At 57.1% G+C, this 26,667-nt stretch carries 28 protein-coding genes and 3 tRNA genes; 7 read left to right on the top strand and 24 right to left on the bottom strand.

Features of this window, described 5'->3' with window-relative positions; genetic code table 11:
- The first annotated feature begins 23 nt into the window (after positions 1-23).
- The 3 genes from RVM24_RS04490 to RVM24_RS04480 all read left to right on the top strand — a co-directional run bounded on the left by RVM24_RS04490 (position 24) and on the right by RVM24_RS04480 (position 2,370).
- Positions 24-1,151, top strand: a complete 1,128-nt coding sequence (locus RVM24_RS04490) for a hypothetical protein (RefSeq protein WP_431475009.1) — start codon at positions 24-26, stop codon at positions 1,149-1,151.
- A gap of 136 nt (positions 1,152-1,287) precedes the next feature.
- Positions 1,288-2,238 carry a DMT family transporter gene (locus RVM24_RS04485; RefSeq protein WP_061331043.1) on the top strand — a complete coding sequence of 317 codons (951 nt, stop codon included), beginning with the start codon at positions 1,288-1,290 and terminating at the stop codon, positions 2,236-2,238.
- Between the two features lie 55 nt (positions 2,239-2,293).
- Positions 2,294-2,370: transfer RNA gene (locus RVM24_RS04480), tRNA-Val, on the top strand.
- A gap of 76 nt (positions 2,371-2,446) precedes the next feature.
- Here RVM24_RS04480 and RVM24_RS04475 read toward each other — a convergent pair.
- Complete coding sequence (locus tag RVM24_RS04475; protein ID WP_072677471.1) at positions 2,447-2,620, bottom strand: DUF2897 family protein; 174 nt, start codon at positions 2,618-2,620, stop codon at positions 2,447-2,449.
- Positions 2,621-2,630: 10 nt separating this feature from the next.
- Entirely contained in the window at positions 2,631-3,557 is a 927-nt protein-coding gene (locus tag RVM24_RS04470; protein ID WP_431475008.1) for an ROK family protein, read from the bottom strand.
- 103 nt (positions 3,558-3,660) lie between these two features.
- Between RVM24_RS04470 and RVM24_RS04465 the strand changes: the two genes are divergently transcribed.
- A complete protein-coding gene (locus RVM24_RS04465; protein ID WP_230712449.1) occupies positions 3,661-4,467 on the top strand; it encodes an RluA family pseudouridine synthase in 807 nt (268 codons plus the stop codon).
- Positions 4,468-4,719: 252 nt separating this feature from the next.
- Complete coding sequence (locus tag RVM24_RS04460) at positions 4,720-5,553, top strand: vWA domain-containing protein (protein ID WP_286255268.1); 834 nt, start codon at positions 4,720-4,722, stop codon at positions 5,551-5,553.
- A gap of 103 nt (positions 5,554-5,656) precedes the next feature.
- Here RVM24_RS04460 and RVM24_RS04455 read toward each other — a convergent pair whose 3' ends face one another.
- The 6 genes from RVM24_RS04455 to dapA all read right to left on the bottom strand — a co-directional run bounded on the left by RVM24_RS04455 (position 5,657) and on the right by dapA (position 11,846).
- Positions 5,657-7,141, bottom strand: a complete 1,485-nt coding sequence (locus RVM24_RS04455) for an IS1182 family transposase (RefSeq protein ID WP_431475007.1) — start codon at positions 7,139-7,141, stop codon at positions 5,657-5,659.
- Positions 7,142-7,264: 123 nt separating this feature from the next.
- Entirely contained in the window at positions 7,265-8,272 is a 1,008-nt protein-coding gene (locus RVM24_RS04450) for an NAD-dependent epimerase (RefSeq protein WP_061331037.1), read from the bottom strand.
- Between the two features lie 50 nt (positions 8,273-8,322).
- Positions 8,323-9,051 carry a TIGR04219 family outer membrane beta-barrel protein gene (locus RVM24_RS04445; RefSeq protein WP_061331036.1) on the bottom strand — a complete coding sequence of 243 codons (729 nt, stop codon included), beginning with the start codon at positions 9,049-9,051 and terminating at the stop codon, positions 8,323-8,325.
- Between the two features lie 29 nt (positions 9,052-9,080).
- Positions 9,081-9,794, bottom strand: a complete 714-nt coding sequence (purC, locus tag RVM24_RS04440; RefSeq protein ID WP_061331035.1) for a phosphoribosylaminoimidazolesuccinocarboxamide synthase — start codon at positions 9,792-9,794, stop codon at positions 9,081-9,083.
- 44 nt (positions 9,795-9,838) lie between these two features.
- Positions 9,839-10,933, bottom strand: coding sequence for an outer membrane protein assembly factor BamC (gene bamC, locus RVM24_RS04435; protein WP_061331034.1), 1,095 nt, complete (start codon positions 10,931-10,933; stop codon positions 9,839-9,841).
- 34 nt (positions 10,934-10,967) lie between these two features.
- Positions 10,968-11,846 carry a 4-hydroxy-tetrahydrodipicolinate synthase gene (gene dapA, locus RVM24_RS04430; protein ID WP_061331033.1) on the bottom strand — a complete coding sequence of 293 codons (879 nt, stop codon included), beginning with the start codon at positions 11,844-11,846 and terminating at the stop codon, positions 10,968-10,970.
- Between the two features lie 74 nt (positions 11,847-11,920).
- Here dapA and RVM24_RS04425 point away from each other — a divergent pair, with 74 nt between their 5' ends.
- Entirely contained in the window at positions 11,921-12,388 is a 468-nt protein-coding gene (locus RVM24_RS04425) for a peroxiredoxin (RefSeq protein ID WP_061331032.1), read from the top strand.
- A gap of 1 nt (position 12,389) precedes the next feature.
- Here RVM24_RS04425 and RVM24_RS04420 read toward each other — a convergent pair whose 3' ends face one another.
- Together RVM24_RS04420 and RVM24_RS04415 are read right to left on the bottom strand one after the other, a co-directional pair.
- Complete coding sequence (locus RVM24_RS04420; RefSeq protein WP_061331031.1) at positions 12,390-13,466, bottom strand: AI-2E family transporter; 1,077 nt, start codon at positions 13,464-13,466, stop codon at positions 12,390-12,392.
- Positions 13,467-13,482: 16 nt separating this feature from the next.
- Positions 13,483-13,710 carry a sulfurtransferase TusA family protein gene (locus RVM24_RS04415; protein ID WP_058089598.1) on the bottom strand — a complete coding sequence of 76 codons (228 nt, stop codon included), beginning with the start codon at positions 13,708-13,710 and terminating at the stop codon, positions 13,483-13,485.
- Between the two features lie 156 nt (positions 13,711-13,866).
- On the opposite strand from RVM24_RS04415, the gene RVM24_RS04410 reads away from it, so the two are divergent.
- Complete coding sequence (locus RVM24_RS04410) at positions 13,867-15,336, top strand: M48 family metalloprotease (RefSeq protein ID WP_061331030.1); 1,470 nt, start codon at positions 13,867-13,869, stop codon at positions 15,334-15,336.
- 9 nt (positions 15,337-15,345) lie between these two features.
- On the opposite strand, the gene nadA is transcribed toward RVM24_RS04410, so the two are convergent.
- From nadA to aspS, 14 genes are all read right to left on the bottom strand, one after another.
- Positions 15,346-16,407, bottom strand: coding sequence for a quinolinate synthase NadA (nadA, locus tag RVM24_RS04405; RefSeq protein WP_061331170.1), 1,062 nt, complete (start codon positions 16,405-16,407; stop codon positions 15,346-15,348).
- Positions 16,408-16,600: 193 nt separating this feature from the next.
- A tRNA-Lys gene (locus RVM24_RS04400) sits at positions 16,601-16,676 on the bottom strand.
- Between the two features lie 61 nt (positions 16,677-16,737).
- Positions 16,738-16,813, bottom strand: a tRNA-Lys gene (locus RVM24_RS04395).
- A 118-nt stretch (positions 16,814-16,931) separates the two neighbouring features.
- The gene (gene ybgF / locus RVM24_RS04390; protein ID WP_061331029.1) at positions 16,932-17,702 is read right to left on the bottom strand and encodes a tol-pal system protein YbgF; all 771 of its coding nucleotides are present in this window, start codon (positions 17,700-17,702) and stop codon (positions 16,932-16,934) included.
- A gap of 25 nt (positions 17,703-17,727) precedes the next feature.
- Positions 17,728-18,297 (bottom strand): peptidoglycan-associated lipoprotein Pal, encoded by a 570-nt coding sequence (pal, locus tag RVM24_RS04385; RefSeq protein WP_058089595.1) that lies wholly within the window; start codon positions 18,295-18,297, stop codon positions 17,728-17,730.
- A gap of 45 nt (positions 18,298-18,342) precedes the next feature.
- A complete protein-coding gene (gene tolB, locus RVM24_RS04380; RefSeq protein WP_058089594.1) occupies positions 18,343-19,671 on the bottom strand; it encodes a Tol-Pal system beta propeller repeat protein TolB in 1,329 nt (442 codons plus the stop codon).
- Positions 19,672-19,676: 5 nt separating this feature from the next.
- Positions 19,677-20,669 carry a cell envelope integrity protein TolA gene (gene tolA / locus RVM24_RS04375; protein ID WP_269063655.1) on the bottom strand — a complete coding sequence of 331 codons (993 nt, stop codon included), beginning with the start codon at positions 20,667-20,669 and terminating at the stop codon, positions 19,677-19,679.
- Positions 20,670-20,732: 63 nt separating this feature from the next.
- On the bottom strand, positions 20,733-21,179 hold the full coding sequence (gene tolR, locus RVM24_RS04370; RefSeq protein WP_058089873.1) for a protein TolR: 447 nt from the start codon (positions 21,177-21,179) through the stop codon (positions 20,733-20,735).
- A gap of 40 nt (positions 21,180-21,219) precedes the next feature.
- Complete coding sequence (gene tolQ / locus RVM24_RS04365) at positions 21,220-21,906, bottom strand: protein TolQ (RefSeq protein WP_061331028.1); 687 nt, start codon at positions 21,904-21,906, stop codon at positions 21,220-21,222.
- A 38-nt stretch (positions 21,907-21,944) separates the two neighbouring features.
- Positions 21,945-22,370, bottom strand: coding sequence for a tol-pal system-associated acyl-CoA thioesterase (gene ybgC / locus RVM24_RS04360; protein WP_061331027.1), 426 nt, complete (start codon positions 22,368-22,370; stop codon positions 21,945-21,947).
- Positions 22,363-23,394 carry a Holliday junction branch migration DNA helicase RuvB gene (ruvB, locus tag RVM24_RS04355; RefSeq protein ID WP_061331026.1) on the bottom strand — a complete coding sequence of 344 codons (1,032 nt, stop codon included), beginning with the start codon at positions 23,392-23,394 and terminating at the stop codon, positions 22,363-22,365. Before ruvB ends, ybgC begins: the two co-directional genes overlap by 8 nt.
- Before the next feature lie 156 nt (positions 23,395-23,550).
- Complete coding sequence (gene ruvA, locus RVM24_RS04350; protein WP_061331025.1) at positions 23,551-24,180, bottom strand: Holliday junction branch migration protein RuvA; 630 nt, start codon at positions 24,178-24,180, stop codon at positions 23,551-23,553.
- Positions 24,181-24,210: 30 nt separating this feature from the next.
- A complete protein-coding gene (gene ruvC / locus RVM24_RS04345) occupies positions 24,211-24,738 on the bottom strand; it encodes a crossover junction endodeoxyribonuclease RuvC (RefSeq protein WP_061331024.1) in 528 nt (175 codons plus the stop codon).
- A gap of 75 nt (positions 24,739-24,813) precedes the next feature.
- Positions 24,814-26,613, bottom strand: a complete 1,800-nt coding sequence (gene aspS / locus RVM24_RS04340; RefSeq protein WP_061331023.1) for an aspartate--tRNA ligase — start codon at positions 26,611-26,613, stop codon at positions 24,814-24,816.
- Positions 26,614-26,667: the final 54 nt, after the last annotated feature.

The raw sequence follows: 26,667 nt of genomic DNA, 5'->3' as shown, positions 1-26,667 counted from the left end.
TGGAAGACGACGGCCGCTTCGTCGTGACACTCGACAAATTCCGCTTTACCCAGGGCGAGCCCATTCTTGTGGTGGCGTCCCTGAGTGGCCGACAGGTGTTTGGGGATACCCTCTCGGCAACTCTTGAGTCGGCCACCAAGAGGGACAAGGTCGATTCAGCAGACCTGCCTGCCACGGAAGACAGCGGCTACTACCAGGGAACCATCAGTTCCGATCATGAGCCAGGCGAATACCGGCTGATTGTGGAGGCCAGGGTTGATGGAAGGCCAGTCCGGCATGTGTCGTCTCTCTCCATTGAACCTGATCTCGGCGACTTCGGTGGTATCGACTCACCCTATGTGTCCGGCAATGACCTGGTAATCCCGGTCCGTTTCGATCCGGACCATGCCGGCTACTATGCGCTCCATTCCACCGGTGACCTGGTTACCCGTCACCTTCTGGAAAACCAGGCTCGCTGGCTTCAATCCGAGGGTCTGCAACCGCTGAAAATCCTCGCGGTCATGGATCTTGCGGGGGCTGGCGGCGGTACTGAACTGGCCGACCTGGCGGTCAGCATCGCCTATAACGACAGCTGGTATAACTGGCCGGTAAAACAAGCGGTGCGTGCGTTCACCGGGATTGATCCCCAGCCCGACAACCTGGGCGTGGTCAATGACCTGCAAACCAACACCGCCCGCAACCTATCGGTAGGCCCCACGGCTATTCCCCGGCTGCGCTTCGTAGGCGGCGGCTCGTCCTACGGAGGCATTACCAAACCCTTCATTGCCGGCACAGATGACGGCGTGGTACCCACCCACTCCGCCTGCGGCGCCACCACCGCCAGCGGCATAGACTCGTGCTCCAACAGCATCAGTCTGGCGGGCAAGGTAAGCGGGCAGAATGGTCCTTCTGGCCTTTATTACAATCACTACCCGATTCTGATGAGCGAAGGCGCCAACCACAGTGCCGTGAAGGACACCCAGACCGGCAACATCTCCGTGCCGGTGGTGAACAACACTGTGCTCAATGGCCTGCAGATCGACTTTGCCAGCCGCACCTACAACCAGCGGGCCTGGTGGCAGCTTTGGGGCTCCGGTGACCAGTATGTCGAGGTCCCCAACTCCAACCAGACCAGCATGTCCAACCTGCTGTATACCACGCTCAACAACTGACACTACGGTTGTTGGCCGGGCTCAGGGATGAGCCATCTCCCTCCCTCTCGGTTTTCGCTGCTTTCTTTTTTAATTCGCAAACTATAGATTTATCCCTCCTTGCACCTCACTCTGCCTGACCGGAGCCAGTTACTTGATGTCTGACGCTCACAAATCCGATCTGTTGCTGGTCGTCGTTACCCTTCTGGCTGCGATCAGCTGGATGTTTTCTAAAGAAGCCGTTCTGATGATGCCACCGTTGATGTTCATGGCGGCCCGGTTTCTGATTGCAGGTGGGGTATTGGCACTGATTGCGCTGCCGGCCCTGCGCCGGTTGGATGCCGACCAGGTAAAACGGAGCATGGGCGTAGGCCTGGTATTCGGCATTGCCATGAGCTGCTGGATACTGGGCCTGTTCCACGGCGACAGCATGGGTGAAGGGGCGTTTCTCACCAGTCTTGGGGTTGTGATTGTGCCAATCATTGCCCGCGTGGTATTCGGTGAATCCCAGCCACTGAGTACCTGGCTTGCCATACCGATTGCGGTAGCGGGCCTGGCCCTGCTGTCCCTTGAAAACGGCTTCAGGCCAGATCCGGGGCAGCTGTACTTCGTTGTGGCCGCGTTTATCTTTGCGCTTTACTTCACGCTCAACACCCGGGCCGCCAATCAGCGAACGGTCACCAATAAACAGGGCGAAACAATCGAGAAGCGAAAGGTGCCGGCGCTGCCCCTGACCGCCCTGGCTCTGCTGACAGTGGGCCTGGTAACCCTGGTGGAGTCTGCTATCAGCGAGCCCTGGGCACCAACCCTCAACAACCCGCCGCCGATTCTGATGGTTTGGGTTCTGGCCAGTGCCATCGTTGGCACCGCCGGGCGCTTTCTGTTGCAGACCTATGCACAGAGCCTTTCGGTACACAGTCACGGCGTGGTGATTCTGGTCCTGGAACCAGTGTGGGTGGCCCTGTTCGCCGCAGCCTGGTTTGGTGAGACCATGTCATTGCTACAGCTGGCAGGCTGTGGGCTGATTTTCATGGCGCTGCTGGTGAACCGCTGGAGCGCTCTGAGCCGCGCGATTAAAGGCTTTCTGAAACCGGCAAAAACTGCCTGAAAGTGGTTGACCACGGGGAACGAAATCCGTATATTTCCACCCCGTTGCAGGACACAGGACCATAGCTCAGTTGGTTAGAGCGCTACCTTGACATGGTAGAGGTCCCCAGTTCGAATCTGGGTGGTCCTACCAATTCTGCAAAGAAAGTCAGTTACTTACGCGCAACGTGAGAACTGGCTTTTTTTATGCCTGCGCGAACCATCGCTACTTACCAGTCATCCTTTTCCTGTTTTTCCTTCTCTTCCAGCTCCGCTTTCCGTTTACGGATCTTTTCCAGCTTGTGTTCGGGAATTTTCATGTTGCTGCTGTCTCTGAGTAGCAGAAGACTGCCGATAACCATGCCGAAGGCGAGCAGGATAAATAACCATCCTATTGCGGGCATCGTGTTCTCCTTATGCTGGATTTTTTTCCTGGGCAGCCAACCACGCTGCCCCGCGCACGCCACTGGAATCGCCGTGTATCGCTGGCCGGATCGGGGTTGAGCATTCGCCACCAAAAACATACTGCGGCAGCCGCCCCGGCAGGGATTGGTAGAGTTCCGGCACATTGCTCATGCCTCCGCCCAACACAATTATATCTGGGTCCAGAAGATTGATAACCGAGGCCAGGCCTTTGGCCAGATGCTCAATATAGAGGTCCAACGTAAAACGGCAGTCGCGGTCTCCCTGCCGAGCGCCAGCAACAATCTCCTGTGCCGAGGCTTTGTCGCCCCAGGATAGCCGATGGGTCAAGCTGAAGCCGGTACCAGACAGAAAGGTTTCGTTGCAGCCACGTCGGCCACAAAAGCAAGGGCGATCATCCAGCTCTCGCTGTGGTGTCCAGGGCAACGGGTTATGCCCCCACTCACCGGCCACACCATTGGGGCCCGTCAACAGCCGTCGATCAATACTGATACCAGCACCACAACCGGTTCCCAGGATAGCCGCAAAAACCACCTCCACATTCTGACCTGCACCATCTGTGGCTTCCGATAATGCCAGGCAGTTGGCATCGTTGGTCAGGGCAACCGGTCGGCCGAGTAGCTGGCGAAGGTCATCTGCCATGGGCTTGCCATTGAGCCAGGTGGAATTGGCGTTCTTGATACGCCCGGTAACACCAGATACCGTTCCTGGAATACCAATGCCTACCGGTAAGCCGCGTTGGCTGGCATGTTGTTCAGCTCGTTCGATCAGTGATTTGATGGTAGCCAGGGTGGCCTGGTAGTCGCCGGCAGGCGTTGGCACCCGATGCCGAAAGTGCTCCTGGTGGTTCTCATCCAGCAGGATCACTTCCGTTTTGGTGCCTCCCAGATCAATACCGGTCAACCAGCGTTTGGACATTCGTAAAGATCGCCTTTGGTATCGGTTTGCTGCATAAACTGACTGCGCTTTTGGCTATAATCCCAGACTTTACCCATCCTAACCAGAGCGACCATCCCCGACCATGAGACGTACCCTGGACCTGAACGTTTCGGAATCCCAACTTGCCGTCGATGCACTCGCAGAGGCGTCGGGGCTCCCCAAACAGCGGATCAAGGATGCCATGGCCAAGGGTGCCTGCTGGTGGACCCAGAAGGGCAAGCAGGTTCGGTTGCGGAAAGCGAAGCGGGAGTTAAAGCCAGGCACCCGGATTCAACTGTTCTACGATGACCAAGTGCTGGGCCTCAAGCCGGACCAACCTGATCTGCTAGAAGACCTGGGGCGCTACAGCCTCTGGTACAAACCCCACGGCCTGTTAGCCCAGGGCTCACAATGGGGAGATCACTGCAGCCTGCTGCGCCTGGCAGAGGTTGCCCTGAGCAGGCCCTGTTTTCTCGTGCACCGCCTGGACGCCGATGCCGCCGGGCTGATGCTGGTAGCCCACGACAGTAAAGCAGCCGGAGCCCTGTCTCAACTGTTCTCCGGCCGCACCGTCACCAAAACCTACCGAGCGACAGTGACCGGCCAACTGAATGCGGATGACCTTGTCATCGACGCGCCACTCGACGGCAAGGAATCCCTGAGCCGCGTCACCACCCTGGCGATAGATCCCGAGGAAAACACCTCCGACGTACAGGTGCTTATCAAAACCGGGCGCAAACATCAGATTCGCCGGCATCTTGCAGGTATTGGCCACGCCATCGTCGGTGACAAGCTTTACGGCAGCCCCCACCCCTCCGGGCTTTGCCTGAAGGCCGTTCAGCTTCAGTTTGTTTGCCCACTGACCGGGAAAGCAAGAAACTTCAGCACCCCTTCGCAGGATTTTAACTAACGCTGTTGGTTACAGCCCCCGCAAAACAATGTCAGCTTTCTATACATATCAGATGCGTCATATCTGGGTTTTTCACCCGGGACCTGAAGAATACCTCGCCATCACAGTGCGTTAGGCTTGCTTGGAGCCTTGTGGCACATGCTATGCAGGGTTAACTGATGCCTGCATAGGTGTACCTTTCGGGAGTCAGCCGATATAGCAGTACGGTACGGATGCCCGCCTACAACACTCAGTCTGGATGAGGTAACGATAATGAAACTCAAGCGATTTCTTTCAGGTTTGATACTTTCGACGGCGGCCGCTATCGCTCCGGTGCATGCCGCTCCAATCCTCAGCGATATTGTCTTTGTCGTTGACGAATCTGGTTCTATGGGAACTGTCCAAGCCAACCTGCGGGCCAATATCGGCCTATTTGCCAGCATTCTTACCGGTACAGGCCAGGTTGACGCCCAGTACGGGCTGGTTGGCTATGGCGACAACGCAGTAGTACCACGCATGGTTACCGATCTCACCGATCCAGCCAGCTTTGCAACAGCAGCGCAGGGTCTAAAAATTAATGGTGGCACAGAGCCGGGTTACACCGCCACCGCCTTTGCCCTGAATGCCCTGGATGGGCAGAGTGATCTGTTTTCATTCCGGAGTAATGCCGTCAAGAACATCATCATTCTGACGGATGAACCATCCAATGGCGACTTCGCCTTCAGGGGCACGGTTGGAGGGTCTGCGGTCAATAGTTCGGTGCTGGATGGCCTGCTGACCTCCAATAACGCGCTCTATAACGGTGTTCTCAGAGGCACGTCCACTGAGAATTCGTACAGGACCTTGATCGAAGATCATGGCGGAACCGTGTTCAACCTGAACCTGTTCAACACTTCCGATCAGACGATTGTTCAGCAGTTCGTGACTGATTTTGCCAACGCAAAGCTCCAGGAAACCCTGGATTTCTGCCAACTGAACCCCACTAACCCGGCCTGTCAGCCGTCCGCATCAGTACCGGAGCCATCTTCCCTGGCGCTGATTGGCCTGGGACTGTTGGGAATCTTTACACGTTATCGCAGGCGCCCAGTGGCGCAAGTGGCGGTGTGAGTGCCTGAATAGCCGTGCACCAATGAAAAAAGCCAGCGTTTTGCGCTGGCTCAGATTGCTGACGAACCCCGGTTTTTCCGGGGTTCGTTGCGTTTGGATGCTGTTAAATTCCGTTGGCGGTGGATTGAGTCCAATAATCCCGACCGGATTCCCAACACTCCAGATCGACCAGTTTTTGGGCCCATTTCCGGATGGGCCTCTGTAACCCAGGTATACCAAGGGATTTGAGCCATAAAAGACGCGCCAGGATCTGCGCGATCTTCTTCATATTCTGGGCAGCGGCGGCCAACAGGCACTGTTCACGCACTTTCGAGAGCCCTCGCAATCGAGCGTAACGATGACCATGCAACTGTTTGGCATCGGCGAACGACCGCTCCACGGTTTCCTGTCGTCGTTTGTAGAGCGCCTTGCCCCACGGGGTTAACCGGTAACTATCTGTTCGGTCTTTGCTGTCCTGCCAGACATGCCGGGTAAGCACTTTGACGTGGTTGGCGCTGCGCGTGCATTGGCTTAATAGTGGGCAGTCTTTGCAGTGAGCCGGATTGGACTTGTACTCACGGTAGCCCAGCCGATTGGTCGTGGCGTAGATCAGTTGCTGACCTTGCGGGCAGCGATACGTATTCGCTTCAGCGTCATAGGTGAAGGCCCGCTTTGGGAGATAGCCCTTGGGCTTGTTTGGTCGCCGGTAACCCATGACCCCATAGATGCCCCGGTCTTCCAGGCCCTTGCAGATACCTGCCGTGTAGTAACCCGCATCCAGGCCCACACCCCAGACATCGAAGCCAAATCGCTCACATTGTCGATCGAGCCGGTCGAGGTAGGGGCGGCTGTCGTGCAGGTTGGCCGGCGTGGCGTAGCTGTCGGTGATGATGGCGTTGCGGCCATCGACGGTGCGGTGATCAAGGTAGAAGAAGCCCTTGGGCTTGCCTTCCCGAACCATATAGCCACTGTCCGGATCGGTACGGCTGATCTTGGTGTTTTTGGTCTTGGCTGGCTGCTCGGACAGCTTCGTTTTCAAGGGCTTTTTGCCCTGGGCTTTGCGATCGCCTTCGATGGCATCTTCCAGGCTGTTCAGGTAGGCCGCCACCTTCTCCTCCGCCTGTTTCAGATCGTATTTGTTCTTGTTGGCGTTGGCCTTGAGGTGCGTGCTGTCGGTGTACAACACTTCGCCGCCCACGAGGCCATAGCCCATGGCTTGGAGCACGATCTCATCAAAGATGTCCTGATAGATGGTACTGTCCTGGAACCGCCGCCGGCGGTTCTGGCTCAGAGTAGAGGCGTCCGGAATCTTGTCGGTCAGGTTGAAGCGCAAGAACCAACGATAGGCCACGTTAACCTGTATCTCCCGCACCAGCTGACGCTCACTGCGAATGCCGAACAGATAGCCCAGAAACAGCATCTTGAACAGCACCACCGGATCGAGTGCCGGCCGACCATTGTTCGAGCAGTACAAATGCCGAACCCGGTCACGAATAAATTCGAAATCGATGTACTGATCAATGTTGCGGAGAAGGTGGTTGTCGGGGACCAGCGATTCGAGACTGACCATCTCGAGTTCGTGTTGTTGCGGGGACGGCTCTTTGAGCATGGGGCAGCCTCTGAAAAGTCGATACCCCAATTACAACAAACCCCCGCCGAAATGGCGAGGGTTTGTCAGCAGTCTGAGCCAGCGTTTTGCGCTGGCTTTTTTGTTCTGATGCTAACCCGGCTTCTACACTTTGTAGAAATCCCGATACCAGTCCACGAAGTTGGCGATACCCTCTTCCACCGTGGTGTCGGGTTTGTAGCCTACGTCTGTGATCAGGTCATCCACATTGGCGTAGGTGGCCGGCACATCTCCCGGTTGCAGTGGCAGCAGGTTCTTTTCCGCTTTCTTGCCCACACGCTCTTCAATGATTTCAATAAAGCGGGACAGCTCTACCGGGTTGTTACTACCGATATTATAGATCCGGTACGGGCCTTTGCCGGTGCCAGGGTCCGGCTTCTCGCCAGACCAGTCCGGATTGGGTTCTGCCACATGGTCCAGGGTGCGGATAACACCTTCAACGATGTCGTCAATGTAGGTGAAATCCCGGCGGTGATGGCCATGGTTGAACACGTCAATGGGCTCACCGGCCAGGATCTTTTTGGTGAAGATAAACAGCGCCATGTCTGGCCGGCCCCATGGGCCGTAAACGGTGAAGAACCGCAGGCCAGTGGTGGGCAGGTTGTACAGGTGGCTGTAGGTGTGGGCCATCAGCTCGTTGGCCTTCTTGGAGGCCGCGTACAGGCTCAGGGGGTGGTCCACGTTGTCATGCACCGAGAACGGCATGGTTTCGTTGGCACCGTATACCGAGCTGCTGGACGCGTACACCAGGTGCTTTACATCGTTATGGCGGCAGCCTTCGAGGATGTTCATGAAGCCAACCAGGTTGGCGTCCACGTAAGCGTGGGGATTTTCAAGGGAGTAACGGACGCCGGCCTGGGCCGCCAGGTGCACTACCCTCTCGGGTTTGTGCTCTCGGAACAAGGCTTCCATTGCTTGTCTGTCCGCCACGTCCTGGCGCACTTCGGTGAATCCTGCCTTCCCGGTTAATCGGGCAAGCCGGGCTTCTTTTAGGTTTACGTCGTAATAATCGTTCACGTTATCCACGCCGATCACTTCATCGCCGCGATCCAGCAGTCGATGGGCCAGGTGTGAACCAATAAAGCCGGCGGTTCCGGTAACGAGGATTTTCAAGATCTGTTCTCCATGAAAAATGGCGCCCGGGGGCGCCTTTTAATGCTAACTCAGAATCGGAGGCCAGCGCTGACAAACGGGCCGCTGAGTTCGATATCCAGGTTGTCGTCGCCGTCCTCATAATCGAGAGATATCTGGCGATAGCCTGCCCGCAACTGCAGCAGCGACATTTCATACTGGCCATACACGTTGAAGTCATAGACCGAGTCGCCATCGTAGGAAATGGCGTTGGCGTCGCCACCCACAGACACGCCGGTGAAAGGCAGGTCAAAACGGGCGGCTACGTATACCAGGGGTAACACGGCGTCGGCCTTGGTTTCAGAGAACTGGCTGGTGTCGTTCCTGTTCTGAACAAGTAACTCGCCAGAGAAATCCCGAACGGTCAGGCCAAGATCCAGATTCACCCAGTTATCCAGGATTTCGTAGTACAGGGTCACGTCCAGCTGTTCCAGCTCCAGTTCGGAACGAACTGCACCAGAGACACCATCATAACCTGTGTTCAGCTGCCCATTACCACTCTGCTTCGTACGGGTATAAGCCAGCCGTACATTTGGCAGCACCGGAACCGGATGTTCGAAATACGCGGTGAGATTGGCGTTGGAATCGTTGCTGAGGTTCAGATCCCGCTCCAGATCGACCCGATCGTTGCCTTTGGAAGCTTCACCGGAATAGTCAGCGTCCCAGTAGCCAACCGTGGCGCCTACGCCCAGAATATCCGCGGAAACCACTGGAGCGGCAGCCAGCATGCTCGCGCCCATTACCATCATCAATTTACGCATATCACACCCGTTGTTGTCGGTTTTTATATTCAGTCGAACTGGATACCCAGACGACGCCCTACTTCTTCGTAGGTTTCAATCACTTCACCCAGGCCCTGGCGGAAGCGGTCTTTATCCATCTTTTTACGGGTTTCCTTATCCCAGATACGACAGCCATCCGGGCTGAATTCATCACCCAGGACAATCTGGCCTTCGCTGCGACCAAACTCCAGCTTGTAGTCCACCAGCAACATGCCGGCGTCATCAAACAGGGCTTTGAGTACGTCATTCACCTTGTAGGTGAGTTCTTTCATGCGCGCCAGTTCCTCAGCGCTGGCCCAACCAAAGCTGACCGCCAGTGACTCGTTCACCATGGGGTCGTGCAGGGCGTCGTTCTTCAGGAACAGCTCGAAGGTGGGTGGGTTCAGCTCCTGGCCCTCTTCCACGCCCAGTCGACGGCACAGGCTGCCGGCCGAGATATTTCGCACCACGCATTCCACCGGAATCATGTCGAGCTTTTTCACCAGGGATTCAGTGTCAGACAACAGCCCCTCGAAGTGGGTCGGTATGCCTGCTGCTTCGAGCTTGTCCATGATGAAGGCATTGAACTTGTTGTTCACCATGCCCTTTCGGTTCAGCTGTTCTTTCTTCTCGCCATCAAAGGCTGAGGTGTCATCCCGGAACACCAGTACAAAACGGTTCGGGTCGTCAGTGCGGAATACCGATTTGGCTTTGCCCGCGTATAGCTCTTCGCGCTTTTCCATTTAGATCTCCAAAATCGGACAGCGGCCTTGCCGGCCGCCCCGAATCAATACAGGTGTTCAAATAGTTGTGTGAGCAGGTCTGACGCGCTGTACTCACCAGTATAGCTATCCAGCCTCTCAGCTGTGACAAACAGGGCGTCTTCACGCTGTTCAACGTTCACGGTATGGGTATGGCGGGGTTCAGCCTTATTACTGAACCAGGAGAACCAGCCCGGGGTGCGTTCGTCTTCGGTACGGAAGTCCACGTGGAACCAACGCTCACTCCGGTTAAGGTCCTGGATGTCTGCGCCAATCTCCTCAAGGGAACGGTTCACTTCCGCCCAGGTGCGGCCGAAATCAAGCTCAACGCGCACAGCGACCGCCTGGTCATCTTCAGACAGCAGCCTCACCAATGGCTGGGCAATCATGCCCGATGCCGCCCGTGAGAACGACTTGCTGTCTTCACGCTGCTTCATGAATTCACCAAGCTCGGCCAACAGCGCTTCTTTCCTACCCTGGGCGCGGGTGTCGGATTCCTGATCCGACTGCCAGGCAACGAGCCCGTCAGGCGCATCTTCAAGCTCCAGAATCCGTAGCCGGATTTCGGTGGTCTTGCGTCGAATGCCCGGAGCCAATCGCATCTGCAAAAGCACCCGGGGCTCCTTAGCGACCGGGTCATCAGCCAGCCCCAGCATGTCACGGCTGCGCTTGCTGAAGTTGGCCAGTTCACTCTGGAGGATACCCAACTGGGGGTTATCGTAAGCCACGCCAAGGCCGGCATCGTTCATCCAGGCACTGGCAACCGGCCACAAGCGGCCGGGCACTTCGTTGACCAGAAGCCAGACACGACCATCCAGTTCCTCGATCACGTAGTTCTGATCCAGAATTTCCGAGGTCATGTCCGGTGGGCGCGGGATGGAAGATGGAAACAACCGGCGTGAATCGTCCGTATTGATGCTCCGAACCGGCATGATCTGGCTCAACCTGGAATCGTCAGCCCCCTCAGGCACGTTGATTGGCTCGCCCTCCGGCGCGTGAACGTATCGCTGGGAGCGGTCTTCCAGGATGCCACACCCAACCAGGGTGCTGGCCAACAGGAGCCCGGCTAACGGCCGGAACAGGAATGTCTTGGTGTTACGGGCTCTTCCAGGAACCTGCATCGAGTTACTCCGGTAAAACGGGAATCGGTTGGCCTCAGAGAACACCTGAGGCCGTAAGTGCGTCTTCCACCTCGGCGTGGAACTTCTCGCTCAGCGGCGTCAGCGGCAGGCGAATGCCCTCACCGATCATCCCCATGCGATGCAGTGCCCATTTAACCGGAATCGGGTTGGCTTCCAGGAACAGCTTGCGGTTCAGCGGCATGAGCAGGTCATTCAAACGACGAGTCTCGGCTTCGTCACCTTTGATCGCCGCCTCACACAACTGTGACATGGCTTTGGGTGCCACGTTAGCGGTGACAGACACGTTGCCTTTGGCGCCGGCCAGCATCAGGTCTGCTGCGGTCGCATCATCACCGGAGTAGACCGCCAGGCGGCCGTCCAGGGCTTCGATCAGCTCGGCACCGCGGGGAATGTTCCCGGTAGCGTCTTTGATCGCCACGATATTGGGAATATCCGCCAGGCGAAGCACGGTTTCATTCAGCATGTCGCAAGCAGTGCGGCCAGGCACGTTGTAAAGCATCTGACTCATGCCCGGCACGGCCTCGGCAATGGCTTTGAAGTGCTGATAGAGACCTTCCTGGGTTGGCTTGTTGTAGTAAGGCACTACCAACAGGCAGGCGTCCGCCCCCAGTTTGTGGGCTTCAGACGTCAGTTCAATGGCTTCCCGAGTGCTGTTACCACCGGTGCCGGCGATAACAGGAATCCGGCCATCGACCCGTTTTATGATGTGGCCGATAACCCGACAATGCTCCTCGGGGTCCAGCGTTGCGGATTCGCCGGTGGTACCCACAGCAACGATGCCGTGCGTGCCGTTTTCAATATGAAAGTCCACCAGCTTGTCCAGATCCTCCCAGTGAATGTCACCGTTTGGATGCATGGGCGTGACCAGCGCGACAAGGCTACCCGTAATCATAAAAACTCCGTCCGAATAAAAGCGATATGGTAATGTTGGGCTCGAACTGACACAAGGGAATTAAAGGAGATGTCATGTCATCCGTAGCATTGAACCAACCCGTGCCCGATTTTGAAGCCGAGGCGACCGACGATCAGATTATCAGACTGGCCGACCTCCGGGGTAAAAACGTCGTCATCTACTTCTACCCGAAGGACAACACACCCGGATGTACCACCGAAGGCCAGGATTTCCGGGACAGGATGCCTCAGTTCAGCGAGCTTGATACCGAAATCTTTGGTGTATCCAGAGACGGGCTCAAGGCTCACGCCAATTTCCGGAGCAAGCATCAGTTTCCGTTCCACCTGATCTCGGACAAAGACGAGGCCCTGTGCAAGCTGTTTGATGTGATCAAACTGAAAAAACTGTACGGCAAGGAGCACCTGGGTATCGAGCGTAGTACCTTTCTGATCGACAAAGAAGGCATCCTGAGACGGGAGTGGCGTGGCGTTAAAGTAAACGGCCACACCGACGAGGTCCTGGAAGCCGTCAAGGCACTCTAAACTACTCTGATAACGCCGGTGAGGGCTCGGATTCCTTCACCGGCCATGCGGCAAACACCGCCTTGAGCATGGTGGCCAGCGGAATGGCAAAAAATACACCCCACAGGCCCCAGATACCGCCGAAGAACAGAACCGCCACGATAATGGCGACCGGGTGCAGGTTGTTCACCTCCGAGAACAGGATAGGCACCAGCACGTTACCATCCAGCGCCTGAATGATGCCGTACGCCACCATTACCCAGATGAAGTGAGAACTCCAACCGAACGCAAACAGGGCGATCACTGCGACTGGAATGGTGACCACGGCAGCGCCGATGTAGGGAATGACCACACTTAACCCCACCAGCAACGACAGCAGCGCCGCATAGGGCATACCCAGCAGTTTGAAAGCGGCGTAAGTGACGACGCCAACAATCAGTATCTCAACCGCCTTGCCCCGCACGTAATTGGCGCACTGGAGATTCACCTCATGCCAGATGCGAACCATCATTGGTCGTTGGGGAGGCAGCATCCGGCCAATGGAAGCGACCAGCACACGTCGATCTTTCATGAAAAAGAACACCAGAATTGGCACCAGGACCATGTAGATCAGCAGTGCTACCAGGTCTGGAATGCTTGATAGAGAGAACGAGACCAGTACCTGGGTCATATGAGCGACTTCTGCCGATACCTGGCGGTATATGGTGTCTACTGCCTCCATGGAAATCAGATGAGGATATTCCTCCGGCAGGAGCTCAAGGTAAGACTGAAGCTCGCGAATGATTCGAGGTGCTTCACCGGCAAGGTTACTGACCTGCGTCCAGATCAGTGGCAACAGCCCGAAAATAAACCCGACCAGAACACCGAGGAACACCACAAACACGCTGATGATCGCCACCAGTTCGGGTACACCCATCTTGTGCAGCTTGGCAACCAGGCCCTGAAGGATAAACGCGATAATCAATGACGCGATCGCCGGTGCCAGCATGGCGCCGAACAGAATGACAAAAACCGTACCGGTAACCAGAAGCAGAAACAGAATCACTGCTTCTTCATCAGAAAAATACTTGTGGGCTAGACCGCGCAGAATTCTGACCATGAACAACTCCGGAAGATTAACCGCCGCACTTTATCACGAAACGGAATTCGCCGTGATGCTCTGACTGGCTGACCAAAGTATGAGAAGACATTCCAAGCCAGGCCGGGATATCCCGGGCAGAACCCGAATCCGTTGCAATCACTTCAAGCTCTTGCCCGGCATTCATGGCGTTGAGTTCCAGCTTGGTTTTGAGAAGTGGCATCGGGCAACGCAGCCCGGAGGCATCCAGAATTCGATCAGCCATGTTAAACGAACACCATTACCATTTATCCAATAATCGAGCAGGCATTATGCCGGGGGTGTTACCCTATTGCATCTCAAGTCTTCGTAATACAGATAAGAACTTTCCGGGCTATGCTGATATCAAAGTGGCAAATCCCCACGGGTGTGACTGAAATCCATGAATCGAACTGATCGCCAGAATCCTGTCTGCCGTTTACTGACCACGTTTGCTCTGGCACTCCCCCTGCTGCTCTCCGGCGGGTTCAGCCATGCCCAGGAATCCAGCCTGCCCAGCATAGGCGGCAGCGCGGGCCTCATTTCCGGCCAGCAGGAAGCGGAAATCGGCCAGCAGGTGATGGCGTCCATCCGGCGTTCCGCACCCCAGATACAAGACCCGCTGGTATACGACTACCTGCACGCCATTACCTACAAACTGGTGCCCTCTGCCCCGCTTGATAACCGGGAACTGAAGCTGGTTCTGATCGACAGCCCTGCCCTTAACGCCTTCGCCGTCCCGGGCGGTATCGTGGGCGTTAATGGTGGACTGTTCCTCAATGCCGCAACGGAACAGCAGTTTGCCTCGGTCATGGCCCACGAACTGGCGCATTTGAGCCAACGTCACTTTGCCCGCCGCATGGAGCAACAGGAAACCAGCGCACCGCTGACACTGGCCGGGATGATCGCCGGTATCGTGCTGTCCGCGGTTACCCAATCCGATATTGGCATTGCCGCCATCGCCGGCACCCAGGCCCTGTCAATCCAGAACATGCTGGCCTACAGCCGGGCCCATGAACAGGAGGCCGACCGGGTGGGCATGGAGATTCTGGCCAACGCCGGCCTCGACCCGCGCGGCATGCCGGAAATGTTCGAAATCATGATGAGACAGAACCGGTTACAGGGAAATCAGATGCCCGAGTACCTGTCGACCCACCCATTAACCCAGAACCGGGTCGCCGACAGCCGCAACCGGGCGGAACAGTATCCCGACGAACGCATCCGGGATGGCCAGGAATATCACCTGGTTCGTAGCCGCCTGCAGGTGCGTTACGCCTCGTCAGCGCAACTGGCAGTCGAGACGTTCGAGGATTACCTGGCAAGGGATGACGCCAAACGCAACGACGCCATTCGCTACGGGCTGGCTGTGGCCTATCAGCGCAACCAGCAATACGACAAGGCCGAGCGCATACTGCGGGAACTTCTGGACGGCAGCCCGGGCAGAATTACCTTTCAGGTGACCCTGGCCGACGTGATGCTGGACCAGAAACGTTATGAAGACGCACGGACATTGCTGCGGCAGGCATTGGCCAGAAACCCACGCAACTACCCCATCACCTGGACACTCGCCGAAATCGAGATTGCCGACGGCAATGGGGATACCGCCGCCGGCTTGCTGCGGGACCTGGCCCGGCGCCTGCCGGAACGGGAGCAGATCTGGTTACGACTGGCCGAAGCCGAGGGAATGGCCAGGAATATCGTGGGTGTGCACCGCGCACGGGCAGAATACTATGCCTTGATGGGGGACTTGCAATCCGCCCAACGTCAGCTGCGCCAGGCCCAGGAAAAGCTACCCGCCGGGTCTGCCGAGCGGCAGGTGGTCAACGAACGCCTGAACGACATTACTGACAGGCTGCAAGCCCGGAGAGGCTGACGGGGATGGTCAGGCGTTTCCGGCAGCTTTCAGGTTCATGTTGGCGGTGAAATCCAGCATCCGGCGCAGCGGGCGCAATGCGTCTTCACGCAGGGTCGGGTCAACCAGCACTTCCTGATCGCCCCGCTCCAACACCGCAAGCAGGTTCTCAAAGCCGTTCATAGCCATCCAGGGGCAGTGGGCACAACTGCGACAGGTGGCGCCATTACCCGCCGTTGGCGCTTCAATCAGCGTCTTGTTGGGCGCCAGTTGCTGCATCTTGTAGAAAATACCGTTATCCGTGGCCACGATGAATTCTTCATTGGGCAGCGTCTGGACCGCGTGAATCAACTGAGAGGTTGAACCGACCACATCAGCCATCTCCACCACCGCGTCGGGAGATTCCGGATGCACCAGTACAGCTGCCTCGGGATAGAGCGCCTTGAGATCTTCCAGGCCCCGATGCTTAAACTCTTCATGCACGATACAGGAGCCATCCCACAACAACACATCAGCGCCCGTTGTCTTCTGCACGTAGTGGCCCAGGTGTTTGTCCGGCGCCCACAGGATCTTCTCCCCTCTGGCATCCAGATGCTCAACAATGGCCTGAGCGCAGCTGGAGGTCACCACCCAGTCCGCCCTCGCCTTTACGGCCGCAGAAGTGTTCGCGTACACCACCACCGTCCGGTCCGAATGTTGATCGCAGAAAGCGGAAAACTCATCCGCGGGGCAGCCAATATCGAGGGAGCAGGTAGCCTCCAGCGTGGGCATCAGCACCCGCTTCTCGGGATTGAGAATCTTGGCGGTTTCACCCATGAAACGGACACCAGCCACCACCACCGTAGACGCAGGATGCTGGTTACCAAACCGTGCCATTTCCAGGGAATCGGCAACACAGCCGCCGGTTTCCTCGGCAAGACGCTGGATATCCGGATCTGTGTAGTAATGGGCCACGAGCACAGCATCCTTCTCTTTGAGGGCTGCCTTGATGCGTGCCTCAAGCTCAGCTTTCTCGCTGGCACTCAGGGCCTTTGGCTCCGCTTCGTGTGCCAGATGTTCCTGAACAAGGATACGGTCTTGCGCTCGTGTCATTTCTGGATCTCTGAAGTTACTGTTACCGCGAGAGTATATCACTTCCGGGCGTGTTTTCATGGGGCTGTAACATAGCCTCCCGGGCACCCGGAAAATGAGTACGCCCATGCTGACTAGATGGGTTCGTTAAGCCAAAAAAAAAGAGCCCTGGGGGCTCTTTTTTCCACAAAACCCGGCGTCGGGCCTTGCTATTTGGTGGGTCGTGAAGGATTCGAACCTTCGACCAATTGGTTAAAAGCCAACTGCTCTACCAACTGAGCTAACGACCCATAACAGGTTGCCGGCGTTTGCCCGGCGAATGAAGGCACTCAAGACCACCATTCCGCAATTTGGTGGGTCGTGAAGGATTCGAACCTTCGACCAATTGGTTAAAAGCCAACTGCTCTACCAACTGAGCTAACGACCCAAACGAGGCGCACATATTACTGAATTTTTTTTGCTGATCAACCCCTTTTTGCGGGATTTACCAACTTTTTTCCGGGACCGATCAACAAGCAGACAAGCGGCTCAATCTGTGATCAGAGTCACGCCTTCTCGAGGTACTTCCGAGCCAGATCCGCAGCACCCGTATTCGGATAATTATCCACAACACTCTGCATGCGGCGTTTCGCTTCGTCTTTTTCGCCCATTCGATCGAGTGTCACCCCGAGCTTGTAGACCGCATCTGGCGCTTTTCGGTGATCACTGAAACGGGTAGAAACAATAGTGAATGCCTGCTTGGCCTGCTCGAGGCGGGGTTCCGCCAGGTACACCTCACCCAGCCAATAGTAGGCATTGACGGTAAGGTCCCCTTCCGGATATTCATCGATAAACTCATACAGCCTACTGATGGCGGTATCAAAGTCTTTCTTGTTCCGGATCAGATCAATGATTTCGTTATAGGTTTTCTGCTCATCCGCACCGGGGGATCGGTAAACCCTGGCCGGCGTTAGCTGGCCACCCTGACCAGATTCGGCTGCACGGCTTGATTCCCGGGTGTTTTCGGCCTTGCGCTCAACAGCCTTGGACAGGTCCAGTATCCGCTGGTCCAGATCCACGTAGCGATCCCGACTTTGCTGCTGCAAGCGGCTGATCTGATGCTTCTGTTCTTCCACCTGCCCTTGCAGCCTGCGCACATCGCTCTGGAGCTGCTGGATCATGTAGAACAGTTCCGCCGTAGCCTGGTTATTACCCGACTTACGCTGGGCCTCAGAGGCATTGTTCTGAAACGCGGGTGCAGACGACTGTGCCAGACTGACTCCCGCCAGGCCGAGGCCCAGCGGGAGCAGCACTGTCGCCATGAGCAATTTTCTCATGGGACCTTCCGATCATTGATTTCGATTACTTGAACACCAGCTCAACGCGACGGTTCTGTGCCCAGGCACTTTCGGACGAACCACGAACAGCCGGCTTCTCTTCACCATAGCTTACGGTTTCGATCTGGCCACGGGAAGCACCATTAACGATCAGGAAGCGCTGAACCGCATTGGCACGACGCTCACCCAGGGCAAGGTTGTATTCCTTGGTACCACGCTCATCGGCATGACCTTCAAGACGAACATTCTGGCGTGGATTGTTGGCCAGGAACTGGGCGTGGGCAACCAGAACATCGCGAGCTTCCTGCTTGATCTCGGAGGTATCGAAATCAAAGTAGAACGTAGTGATGTTGCGCAGTGCTTCCTGCTCAGCCTGCTGGCGCGCGGCCTGACGCTCTTCTTCGCTCAGACGAGAGGAAGAAACGCCATCACCATCGGCGCCGCCATAAACGGTGGAACCACCGTCCTGATCAATAGCGGCCACATCGGAGCCATAAGCACCGTCTTCCATGGTATCGCCGGTGGAGCTACAACCGGCTACCAGGCCCACGGACAACAACATCGCAAACGCTTTAGTCTGTACTGACAGTTTCATGTGTGCACTTCCTTATCGTGATTGGTTTATTGGACAACAACGTGTTCAGCGAACGATAGGGCCCCAGGCGGGCTCACGGACATCACCGTCTGATGCCGGCAGGCTGTACGCCGCCCCGCCATTTGCCGAGACAACCGTGAGCACGCTGGTACCGTTTTGCTGTGTGGCATAAATCAACAAGCGTCCATTTGGTGAAACGCTCGGTGATTCATCCGATTCGGTTCGGGTAATGACAGATTCTTCCCCGTTTTTCAGGTTCGTGCGGGCGATATGGAACGCCCTCTCCCTTTGATGCACGTAATACACGTACTCGCCTTTGGCATCCGGTCTTGGGCGGGCGTTGTATCGGCTGCCAAAGGTAATGCGCCTTGGTTCGGCACCCGCTCTTTCCATATGGTAGATCTGGGGGCCGCCTGAACGGTCTGACGTGAAATAGATTCCCCGGCCGGTGTGATCCCAGGCACCCTCAGTGTCGATGGCCCAATGGTTGGTCATCCGGGTCAGGTTGCCTGAGGCAATATCAAGCCGGTAGATCTCTGCGTTACCGTCTTTGGACAGAGTCAGCAGCATGGACTTGCCATCCGGTGACCAAGCGGGTGCCGAGTTCAGACCAGGAAAATCCGCCACCTTCTTGCGGTTTCCACTGGCCAGTTCATGAACAAACACCACAGGCTTGCCGGTTTCAAAAGACACATAGGCTAGCTGCTTGCCGTCCGGAGACCAGGCGGGAGACAAAATGGGCTCGCGGCTTTCAAGGCGGATTCTTGAGCGCTTTCCGTCTACATCGCTGACGTGCAAACGATAGCGGGCGTTATCGCCGTCTCCGGTCACCGTGACATAGGCAAGCTTGGTCGAGAACACCCCCGGATCCCCGGTAATAGCCTCGTACACCCGATCACTGATGTGGTGACCGAGGGTCCGAATGTTACTGGCCGGTGCGCCTGCGGTTTCGCCGAGAATACGTTCCTCCCGGTTAACATCAAACAGCTCGTACCTTGCTTCGATACGGTCGCCTGAACGGGTCAACTGCCCCACCAAAACATAGCGCTGCCCCAGCAGACGCCAGTCCCGGAAATATACTTCCGAGCGCTGTGAAGGCAGACTCAGCATCCGGGACGGCTCAAGCGGGCGAAACTCACCGCTCATGGTCAGGTCTGCCTGCACGATGGTGCTGACTTTGTCGCCCGCCGGCATGGAACCGCTTTCGGCAAACGGCACCACCGCAATCGGTATCGCGGCGTCGGCACCTTCGGTGATGCGAATCAGCAGCTCTGCCCTCGCCTGACCGGCCAGCAGCATTAGAACAACCAGTGCTGCCAGCGCCGTGGTAAAGGGAAATCCCTGACGATATGAGTCATGTGCGTTCAATGTCATAGGCCTCACCGCAACCGTTGCGGATTGAATTCAATAGTAAACTGTCGGAAATAACGCTCAAACGTATCCCGATCTGAAGGAATCGGATACCGGTTCAACGACCGGACTGCACCCAACGCCGAGTTATCAAATGCCGTGTTCCCGCTACTGCTGACCAGACGGGCGTTAACCAGTTCCCCGGTCGGCAGCAGCGTTATCTGAACTCTGGCCGTCATATCTTCCGTCGCCGACGACGGCGGGTACCAAGCCTGGCTCAAACGCTCACGTATAAGTGCCTGGTACTTTTCGCTTTCTGACAGCATCTGCGCTTCACGGGCACGGGCCGCAGCGGCCTCCTGCTGGCGCCGGGCTTCCGCCTCCCGCTCTCGGCGGGATTCTTCGGCCAGGGCTTCGAGTTGCTGCTCTCTCAATCTACGCTCGGCTTCCTGGCGTTTGCGTTCCGCTTCCTGGCGCGCAGCCTCTTCTTGCCGTTTACGTTCAGCTTCTTCCTGCCGGCGACGCTCTTCCTGGCGACGTTTCTCTTCCTCGGCTTTGCGCTTTGCCTCTTCCTGCCGTTTGCGCTCTTCTTCAGCGCGCTGGCGCTCGCGCTCTTTGGCCTCTGCCTCCGCTTTCTGGCGCGCAGCCTCCTGTTCCCGTGCCTGCTGCTCGGCCCGTTCACGAGCCTGAGCTTCCTGGCGCTTGCGCTCTTCTTCCCGCTGCCGCGCCTGTTCCTGAGCCTGCCGTTCGGCTTCCCGCCGGGCCTGCTCTTCCTGCTGTCGACGGCGCTCTGCTTCCTGCTGCTGGCGCTCACGCTCCTGTTGCTGGCGACGCTCCTGCTCGCGATCCCGCTGATCCTGCTCATCCACCACCGGGCTCGGCCGGGGTTCCGGGCTGACCAGCCGCGCAGAAATGGTTCTGGGCTCAGGCTCAGATATCGGCGATGTCCAGGACCAGCCAGCCAGCGCAATCCCGACAATTAACAGGTGCAATGCCACAGACATAAGCACCGGCGATTTCATCGGAGCCGTATCGGTACTGATGGTTTCCCGTTCGTGACCCTTCACAACAATAATGCCACCCTGTTACGGCCTTTCCTGAGGTGCGTCGGTTATCAAGCCAACCCCGGTTGCGCCTGCAGCCTGAAGCTCAGCCATTAGCCGAACCACTACGCCGTACTCCACGAACTCGTCACCACGCACCAGCACTTCGCCATTGGTGCGCTGTGACAGAATATTGGCCACCTGTTCACGCACCTCGGCCAGCGTCATCGGGTCGCTGCTTCGGTCGCCGATATCCATGTAATAGGCGCCGTTGGCGTCTACCGAGACGGTAATGGATTCAACATCTTTGTCTTGCTGAATCGGGTCTGATGTCGTTTGGGGCAAATCCACCTTTACGCCCTGAGTCAACATTGGAGCTGTCACCATGAAAATAATGAGCAGTACCAGCATCACGTCGATGTAGGGCACCACATTTATCTCAGACATCGGCTTGCGCTTTTGCTGGGGCATCAAGCCCATACCTTTCATGCCGCTCATGCCGTTTTCCTCCCGTTATCGACGAGTGCCATCAGGCCGCCTGGTCATTATTATGGACTCGGCGATGCAGAATGCTGGAAAACTCCTCGGCAAAGGTTTCATAGTTCTTCAGCAACGCATCCGACATGGCAGAGAACCGGTTATAAGCAATAACGGCCGGAATCGCTGCAAACAGACCCATGGCCGTTGCAATCAGCGCCTCCGATATACCCGGGGCCACCGTGGCAAGCGTTGCCTGCTGCACCTGAGCCAGACCCCGGAAGGAGTTCATGATGCCCCACACGGTACCGAACAAACCCACATACGGACTGGTTGAACCCACGGTTGCCAGGAACGGAAGATGGGTCTCCAGACGCTCCTGCTCCCGGGAAAAGGCAACCCGCATGGCCCGCTGGGTGCCTTCCATGACGGCGTCGGCATCGCGACTTTGCTGGCGCAGACGGGAAAACTCCTTGAAACCAGCCCGGAATACGGATTCCATGCCGGAAAACGGCGTCGGGTCTGCATTCACCTCTTTGTAAAGCTGCCCGAGGTCCATACCGGACCAGAAACGCTCCTCAAACGCCAACTGCGCCTGCTTGGCCTTCCGGAACACCTGAATGCGTTGAAAAATCAAAGCCCAGGACACCACCGATGCCAACACCAGCAACAGCATGACCAACTGCACCAAAACCCCGGCATTGGCAATCAGATACCAGACTGAAAGTTCCGCTTCCACTGTGCACTCCCAACTAAGTTTGTATGCTTTTCAATAAATTAAATTGAATTCTTTAGAATCTCTTGCATGTTCTCGGGCAACCTCTTGGGCTTGCCGGTATCCAGTGCGATGCAGGCAACCCGCACATCGGCTTCGCACAATAACTGCAGGTCTGCCGCTCTGAACACCCGCTGCCTGAAGTTCATCCACACCCGGGACGACGCTGTGGGCTCCGCAGTAACCAGTAGCTGGTCGTCCAGTTTGGCCGGCACCTTATAGTGCAGGCTCATGCGCTGAACCACGTAACTTGTGTTGTCTTCCAGGCCGGCCCTCAAACCAACACCGTGGCTGCGTACCCACTCGGTTCTGGCCCGCTCCATGTAGTGAAGATACTTGGCATGAAAGACGATACCACCCGCGTCTGTATCTTCTATATACACCCGGATGGGCAGTTCAAAGCGTTCTTTCGTAGCGTTTTCATTCAAAGAGGTCGTCCTCAGCACCGGATTTCGGGGCCACCACGCCAAAATGGCGGTAGGCACTGGAAGTCACCATTCGCCCCCGGGGCGTTCGCACCATAAAACCCTGCTGAATCAGGAACGGCTCCAGCACGTCCTCGATGGTCCCCCGCTCTTCACTGATGGCCGCAGCCAGGCTTTCCACACCCACCGGGCCGCCATCAAACTTTTCGATCATGGCCAGCAACAGGCGGCGGTCCATGTGGTCAAAGCCCTGGTCGTCCACTTTCAGCATGTTCAGAGCCTGGTCGGCAATGTCGGCAGTGATGTGGCCGTCTGAGCGAACCTCGGCAAAATCCCTCACCCGCCGCAGCAGGCGGTTGGCAATTCGTGGTGTACCCCGGGAACGGCGGGCTATCTCGAATGCCCCCTGTTCATCGATGGTCACCGAAGACAGCCGTGCCGACCGGAGAATGATGTGCGTGAGGTCCTGGGTGTTGTAGAACTCCAGACGCTGAACAATGCCAAAGCGGTCTCGCAGTGGCGATGTCAGCAAACCCGCCCTGGTTGTAGCGCCCACCAGGGTGAACGGGGGCAAATCCAGTTTGATGGATCGGGCCGCCGGACCTTCGCCGATCATGATGTCCAGCTGATAATCTTCCATCGCCGGATACAGTACTTCTTCAACCGCCGCGCTCAGGCGATGAATCTCGTCGATAAACAGTACATCGCCTTCTTCGAGATTGGTCAGCATGGCGGCCAGGTCGCCGGCTTTCTCCAGTACCGGGCCAGAGGTGGTCTTGATCGACACCCCCATCTCGTTGGCAATAATGTTTGCCAACGTAGTCTTACCAAGGCCTGGGGGGCCGAAGATCAGCACATGGTCCAACGCTTCCTGGCGGCCCCGGGCAGCGGAGATAAAGATTTCCATCTGCTCGCGAACCGTCGGCTGGCCCACATACTCAGACAGCAATGTCGGGCGAATGGCCCGATCATGCACTTCCTCGTATTCACCGGCCTTTGCCGAGATCAGTCGGTCAGATTCAATCATGGCATTATCCGCTTGCTGGGAATAAACAACGTGCCCAAAGCTTTGGCCTGACGTTCAAGTTGCCCCAATTGTACAAAGGGCATTGTTGGAGTCACGTTACGCTCTATACACATTGGTGTCATGGGGCGACACAAAAAAGGCCAGGCAGTGAATCCACTACCCGGCCGGGATCATATTTCGCAAGGCCAGACGAATCAGCGCTTCGCTGGTCATGTCGGGCTCAGCCACCTTACTAATGGCCTTGGCGGCTTCCTGGGGCTTGTAGCCCAGGGCAATCAGCGCGGCCTCGGCCTCGTCTCTCGCGTCGTGGCTTGCCGCCGGCGCTGTTGTGGAGCCGCCCGGAGTTGCTGAACCCGGTACCGTCGGGGTGAACTGCCCTTCCAGTTGGCCAATGCGGTCAGTCATATCAATCAGGAGTCGCTCGGCAGTTTTCTTGCCGACCCCCGGCAGCTTCACCAGGGCGCTGACATCGCGGGCCTCAACACAGCGTATAAACTGTTGGGCATCCAGGCCGGACAGTATGCCAACAGCCAGTTTAGGGCCAACGCCATTGACCTTGATCAGCAGCCGGAAAAGATTGCGATCCAGCCGGGAGGCAAAGCCATACAGGCTCTGGGCGTCTTCTCTGACCGCAAAATGCGTGTGTAAGGTAACTTCCTGCCCGGTTTCCGGCAGGTGAAAGAAGGTGGTGTAGGGAATGTCGACTTCATAACCCAAACCGGAGCACTCCACCAGTGCGTGGCCGGGGGCCTTCTCTATCAATATGCCTCGGATTCTACCGATCAATGCAGGCCTCCTGGGGCTTGTCTGAGCCTGTTATTGTTGCCGAACCCGCCCGCTTCGCGCTTTGCCACCGGTGCCGGCGAGCTTTAGTATGCTCTGGTTCATGTGGGCATGACACAGTGCGATCGCCAGGGCATCCGCCGCATCTGCCTGGGGCTTGCGGGACAAACCCAGCAGTGCCTGGACCATATGCTGAACCTGGGATTTGTCAGCGCCACCGCTACCAACCACCGCCTGTTTGACCTGGCGAGCGGAATATTCATGGACAGCCAGGCCGCTGTTGGCGGCACTGACAATCGCCGCGCCCCTGGCCTGCCCCAGCTTAAGGGCTGAATCCGGGTTCCGGGCCATGAACACCTGTTCAATGGCGAACTCTTCCGGGCGGTACTCACCAATCAACACAGCAAGGCTATGGAAAATGGTTTGCAGGCGTTCCGCCATGGGCTTTTCACCCACCCGGATACAGCCGCTGTCGATATACTCAATCTGGCGGCCTTCCGCACGAATGATGCCGTAGCCGGTGATTCGTGAGCCAGGGTCTACACCCAGGATGATGGCCATCCGCGCGCCCTCAGAGATAGCTTGAGCAAAAGCACTCAGCCCGGAGGCCCCAGGGGCAACCTCCGGGCTTGTGTATCACTCGTTGTCTTCGGCTTTGTTGCCTTCAACCGCTTTGGCTGAGCGACGCAGGCGAATGTGCAGTTCTTTCAGCTGCTTTTCGTCTACCGCACCCGGCGCCTGGGTCATCAGACAGGTGGCGCTCTGGGTTTTCGGGAAGGCGATGACGTCCCGGATGGACGACGAACCGGTCATCAGCATCACCAGGCGATCCAGGCCGAAAGCCAGGCCGCCGTGTGGCGGGCAACCGAACTTCAAAGCGTCCAGCAGGAAGCCAAACTTGGCGCGAGCTTCCTCTTCTTCGATACCGAGGATGCGGAACACCGTTTCCTGCATCTTGCCGTCGTGGATACGGATAGAACCACCGCCCAGTTCGGTGCCGTTCAGCACCATGTCGTAAGCGCGGGACAACGCATTGGCCGGATCGGCCGCAAGCTCGTCCGGGCTGCAGGACGGCGCAGTGAACGGATGGTGAATAGCGGTGAGGCTGCCGTCTGGCAGTTCCTCAAACATCGGGAAGTCCACCACCCACATCGGCGCCCACTCGCAGGTAAGCATGTCGAGGTCATGACCGACTTTGATGCGCAGTGCGCCCAGGGCTTCGTTGACCACGGTGGTCTTGTCAGCACCGAAAAACACGATGTCGCCATCTTCCGCCGCAACGCGCTCCATGATCGCCATGGCCACGTCGTCGCCCAGGAACTTAATGATCGGCGACTGCAGGCCTTCGACGCCCTTGGCCAACTCATTGACCTTGATGTAGGCCAGGCCCTTGGCCCCGTATATGCCGACAAACTTGGTGTAATCGTCAATCTGCTTACGGGTCAGCGCACCACCCTTCGGCACACGCAAGGCTGCAACACGGCCTTTCGGATCTTTCGCGGGTCCGGCAAAGACCTTGAAGTCCACGCCTTCCACCAGGTCGTTCACGTCTTGCAGTTCCAGCGGAATACGCAGGTCCGGCTTGTCGCTGCCGTAACGCTGCATGGCCTCGGAATACGGCATGCGCGGGAATTCCGGCAGCTCCACATCCAGCGCGTCTTTGAACAGCGCACGGATCATGTCTTCGTTGAGCTTCATCAGGGTCTCTTCATCAATGAAAGAGGCCTCGATGTCGACCTGGGTAAACTCCGGCTGACGGTCTGCCCGCAGATCTTCGTCTCGGAAGCACTTGGCGATCTGGTAGTAGCGGTCAACGCCCGATACCATCAGCATCTGCTTGAACAGCTGCGGCGACTGGGGCAGCGCGAAGAAGGAACCTTCGTGGGTACGGCTGGGCACCAGATAATCACGGGCGCCTTCCGGGGTGGCACGGGTCAGGATCGGTGTTTCCACATCCATGAAACCGCGGCTATCCAGGAAGTTGCGGATGTAACTGGTTACCCGGGAACGGAAACGCAGACGGTTGATCATTTCCGGGCGGCGCAAATCGATGAAGCGATAGCGCAGACGAACGTCTTCACCCACATCTACGTGCTCGTCCAGCGGGAACGGCGGCGTGGCAGCGGCGTTCAGGATCACGACTTCCTTACCCAGCAGCTCCACCTGGCCGGTCGGCATGTTGCTGTTCTCGGTGCCCGCCGGACGGCGACGCACGCGGCCGGTGACTTTAACAACAAACTCGCTGCGAACCTTCTCCGCCAGAGCAAAGCTCTCAGGGGTGTCAGGATCGACAACCACCTGGGACATGCCATCCCGATCTCGCAGATCCAGGAAGATAACCCCACCGTGGTCCCGGCGGCGGTGTACCCATCCACAGAGAGTGACTTCCTGATCGATGTGGGATTCGTTGATCCCACCGCAATAGTGACTGCGCATATCGGTTCCCGTTGTATCTGAATGTGTTCTTGGTTTGCCGCATCGGGCGGGGGG

The sequence above is a fragment of the Marinobacter sp. KM021 genome (assembly GCF_050707965.1).
GTDB classification, from domain to species: domain Bacteria; phylum Pseudomonadota; class Gammaproteobacteria; order Pseudomonadales; family Oleiphilaceae; genus Marinobacter; species Marinobacter shengliensis.
This window is presented reverse-complemented; position numbering and strand designations above follow the sequence as displayed.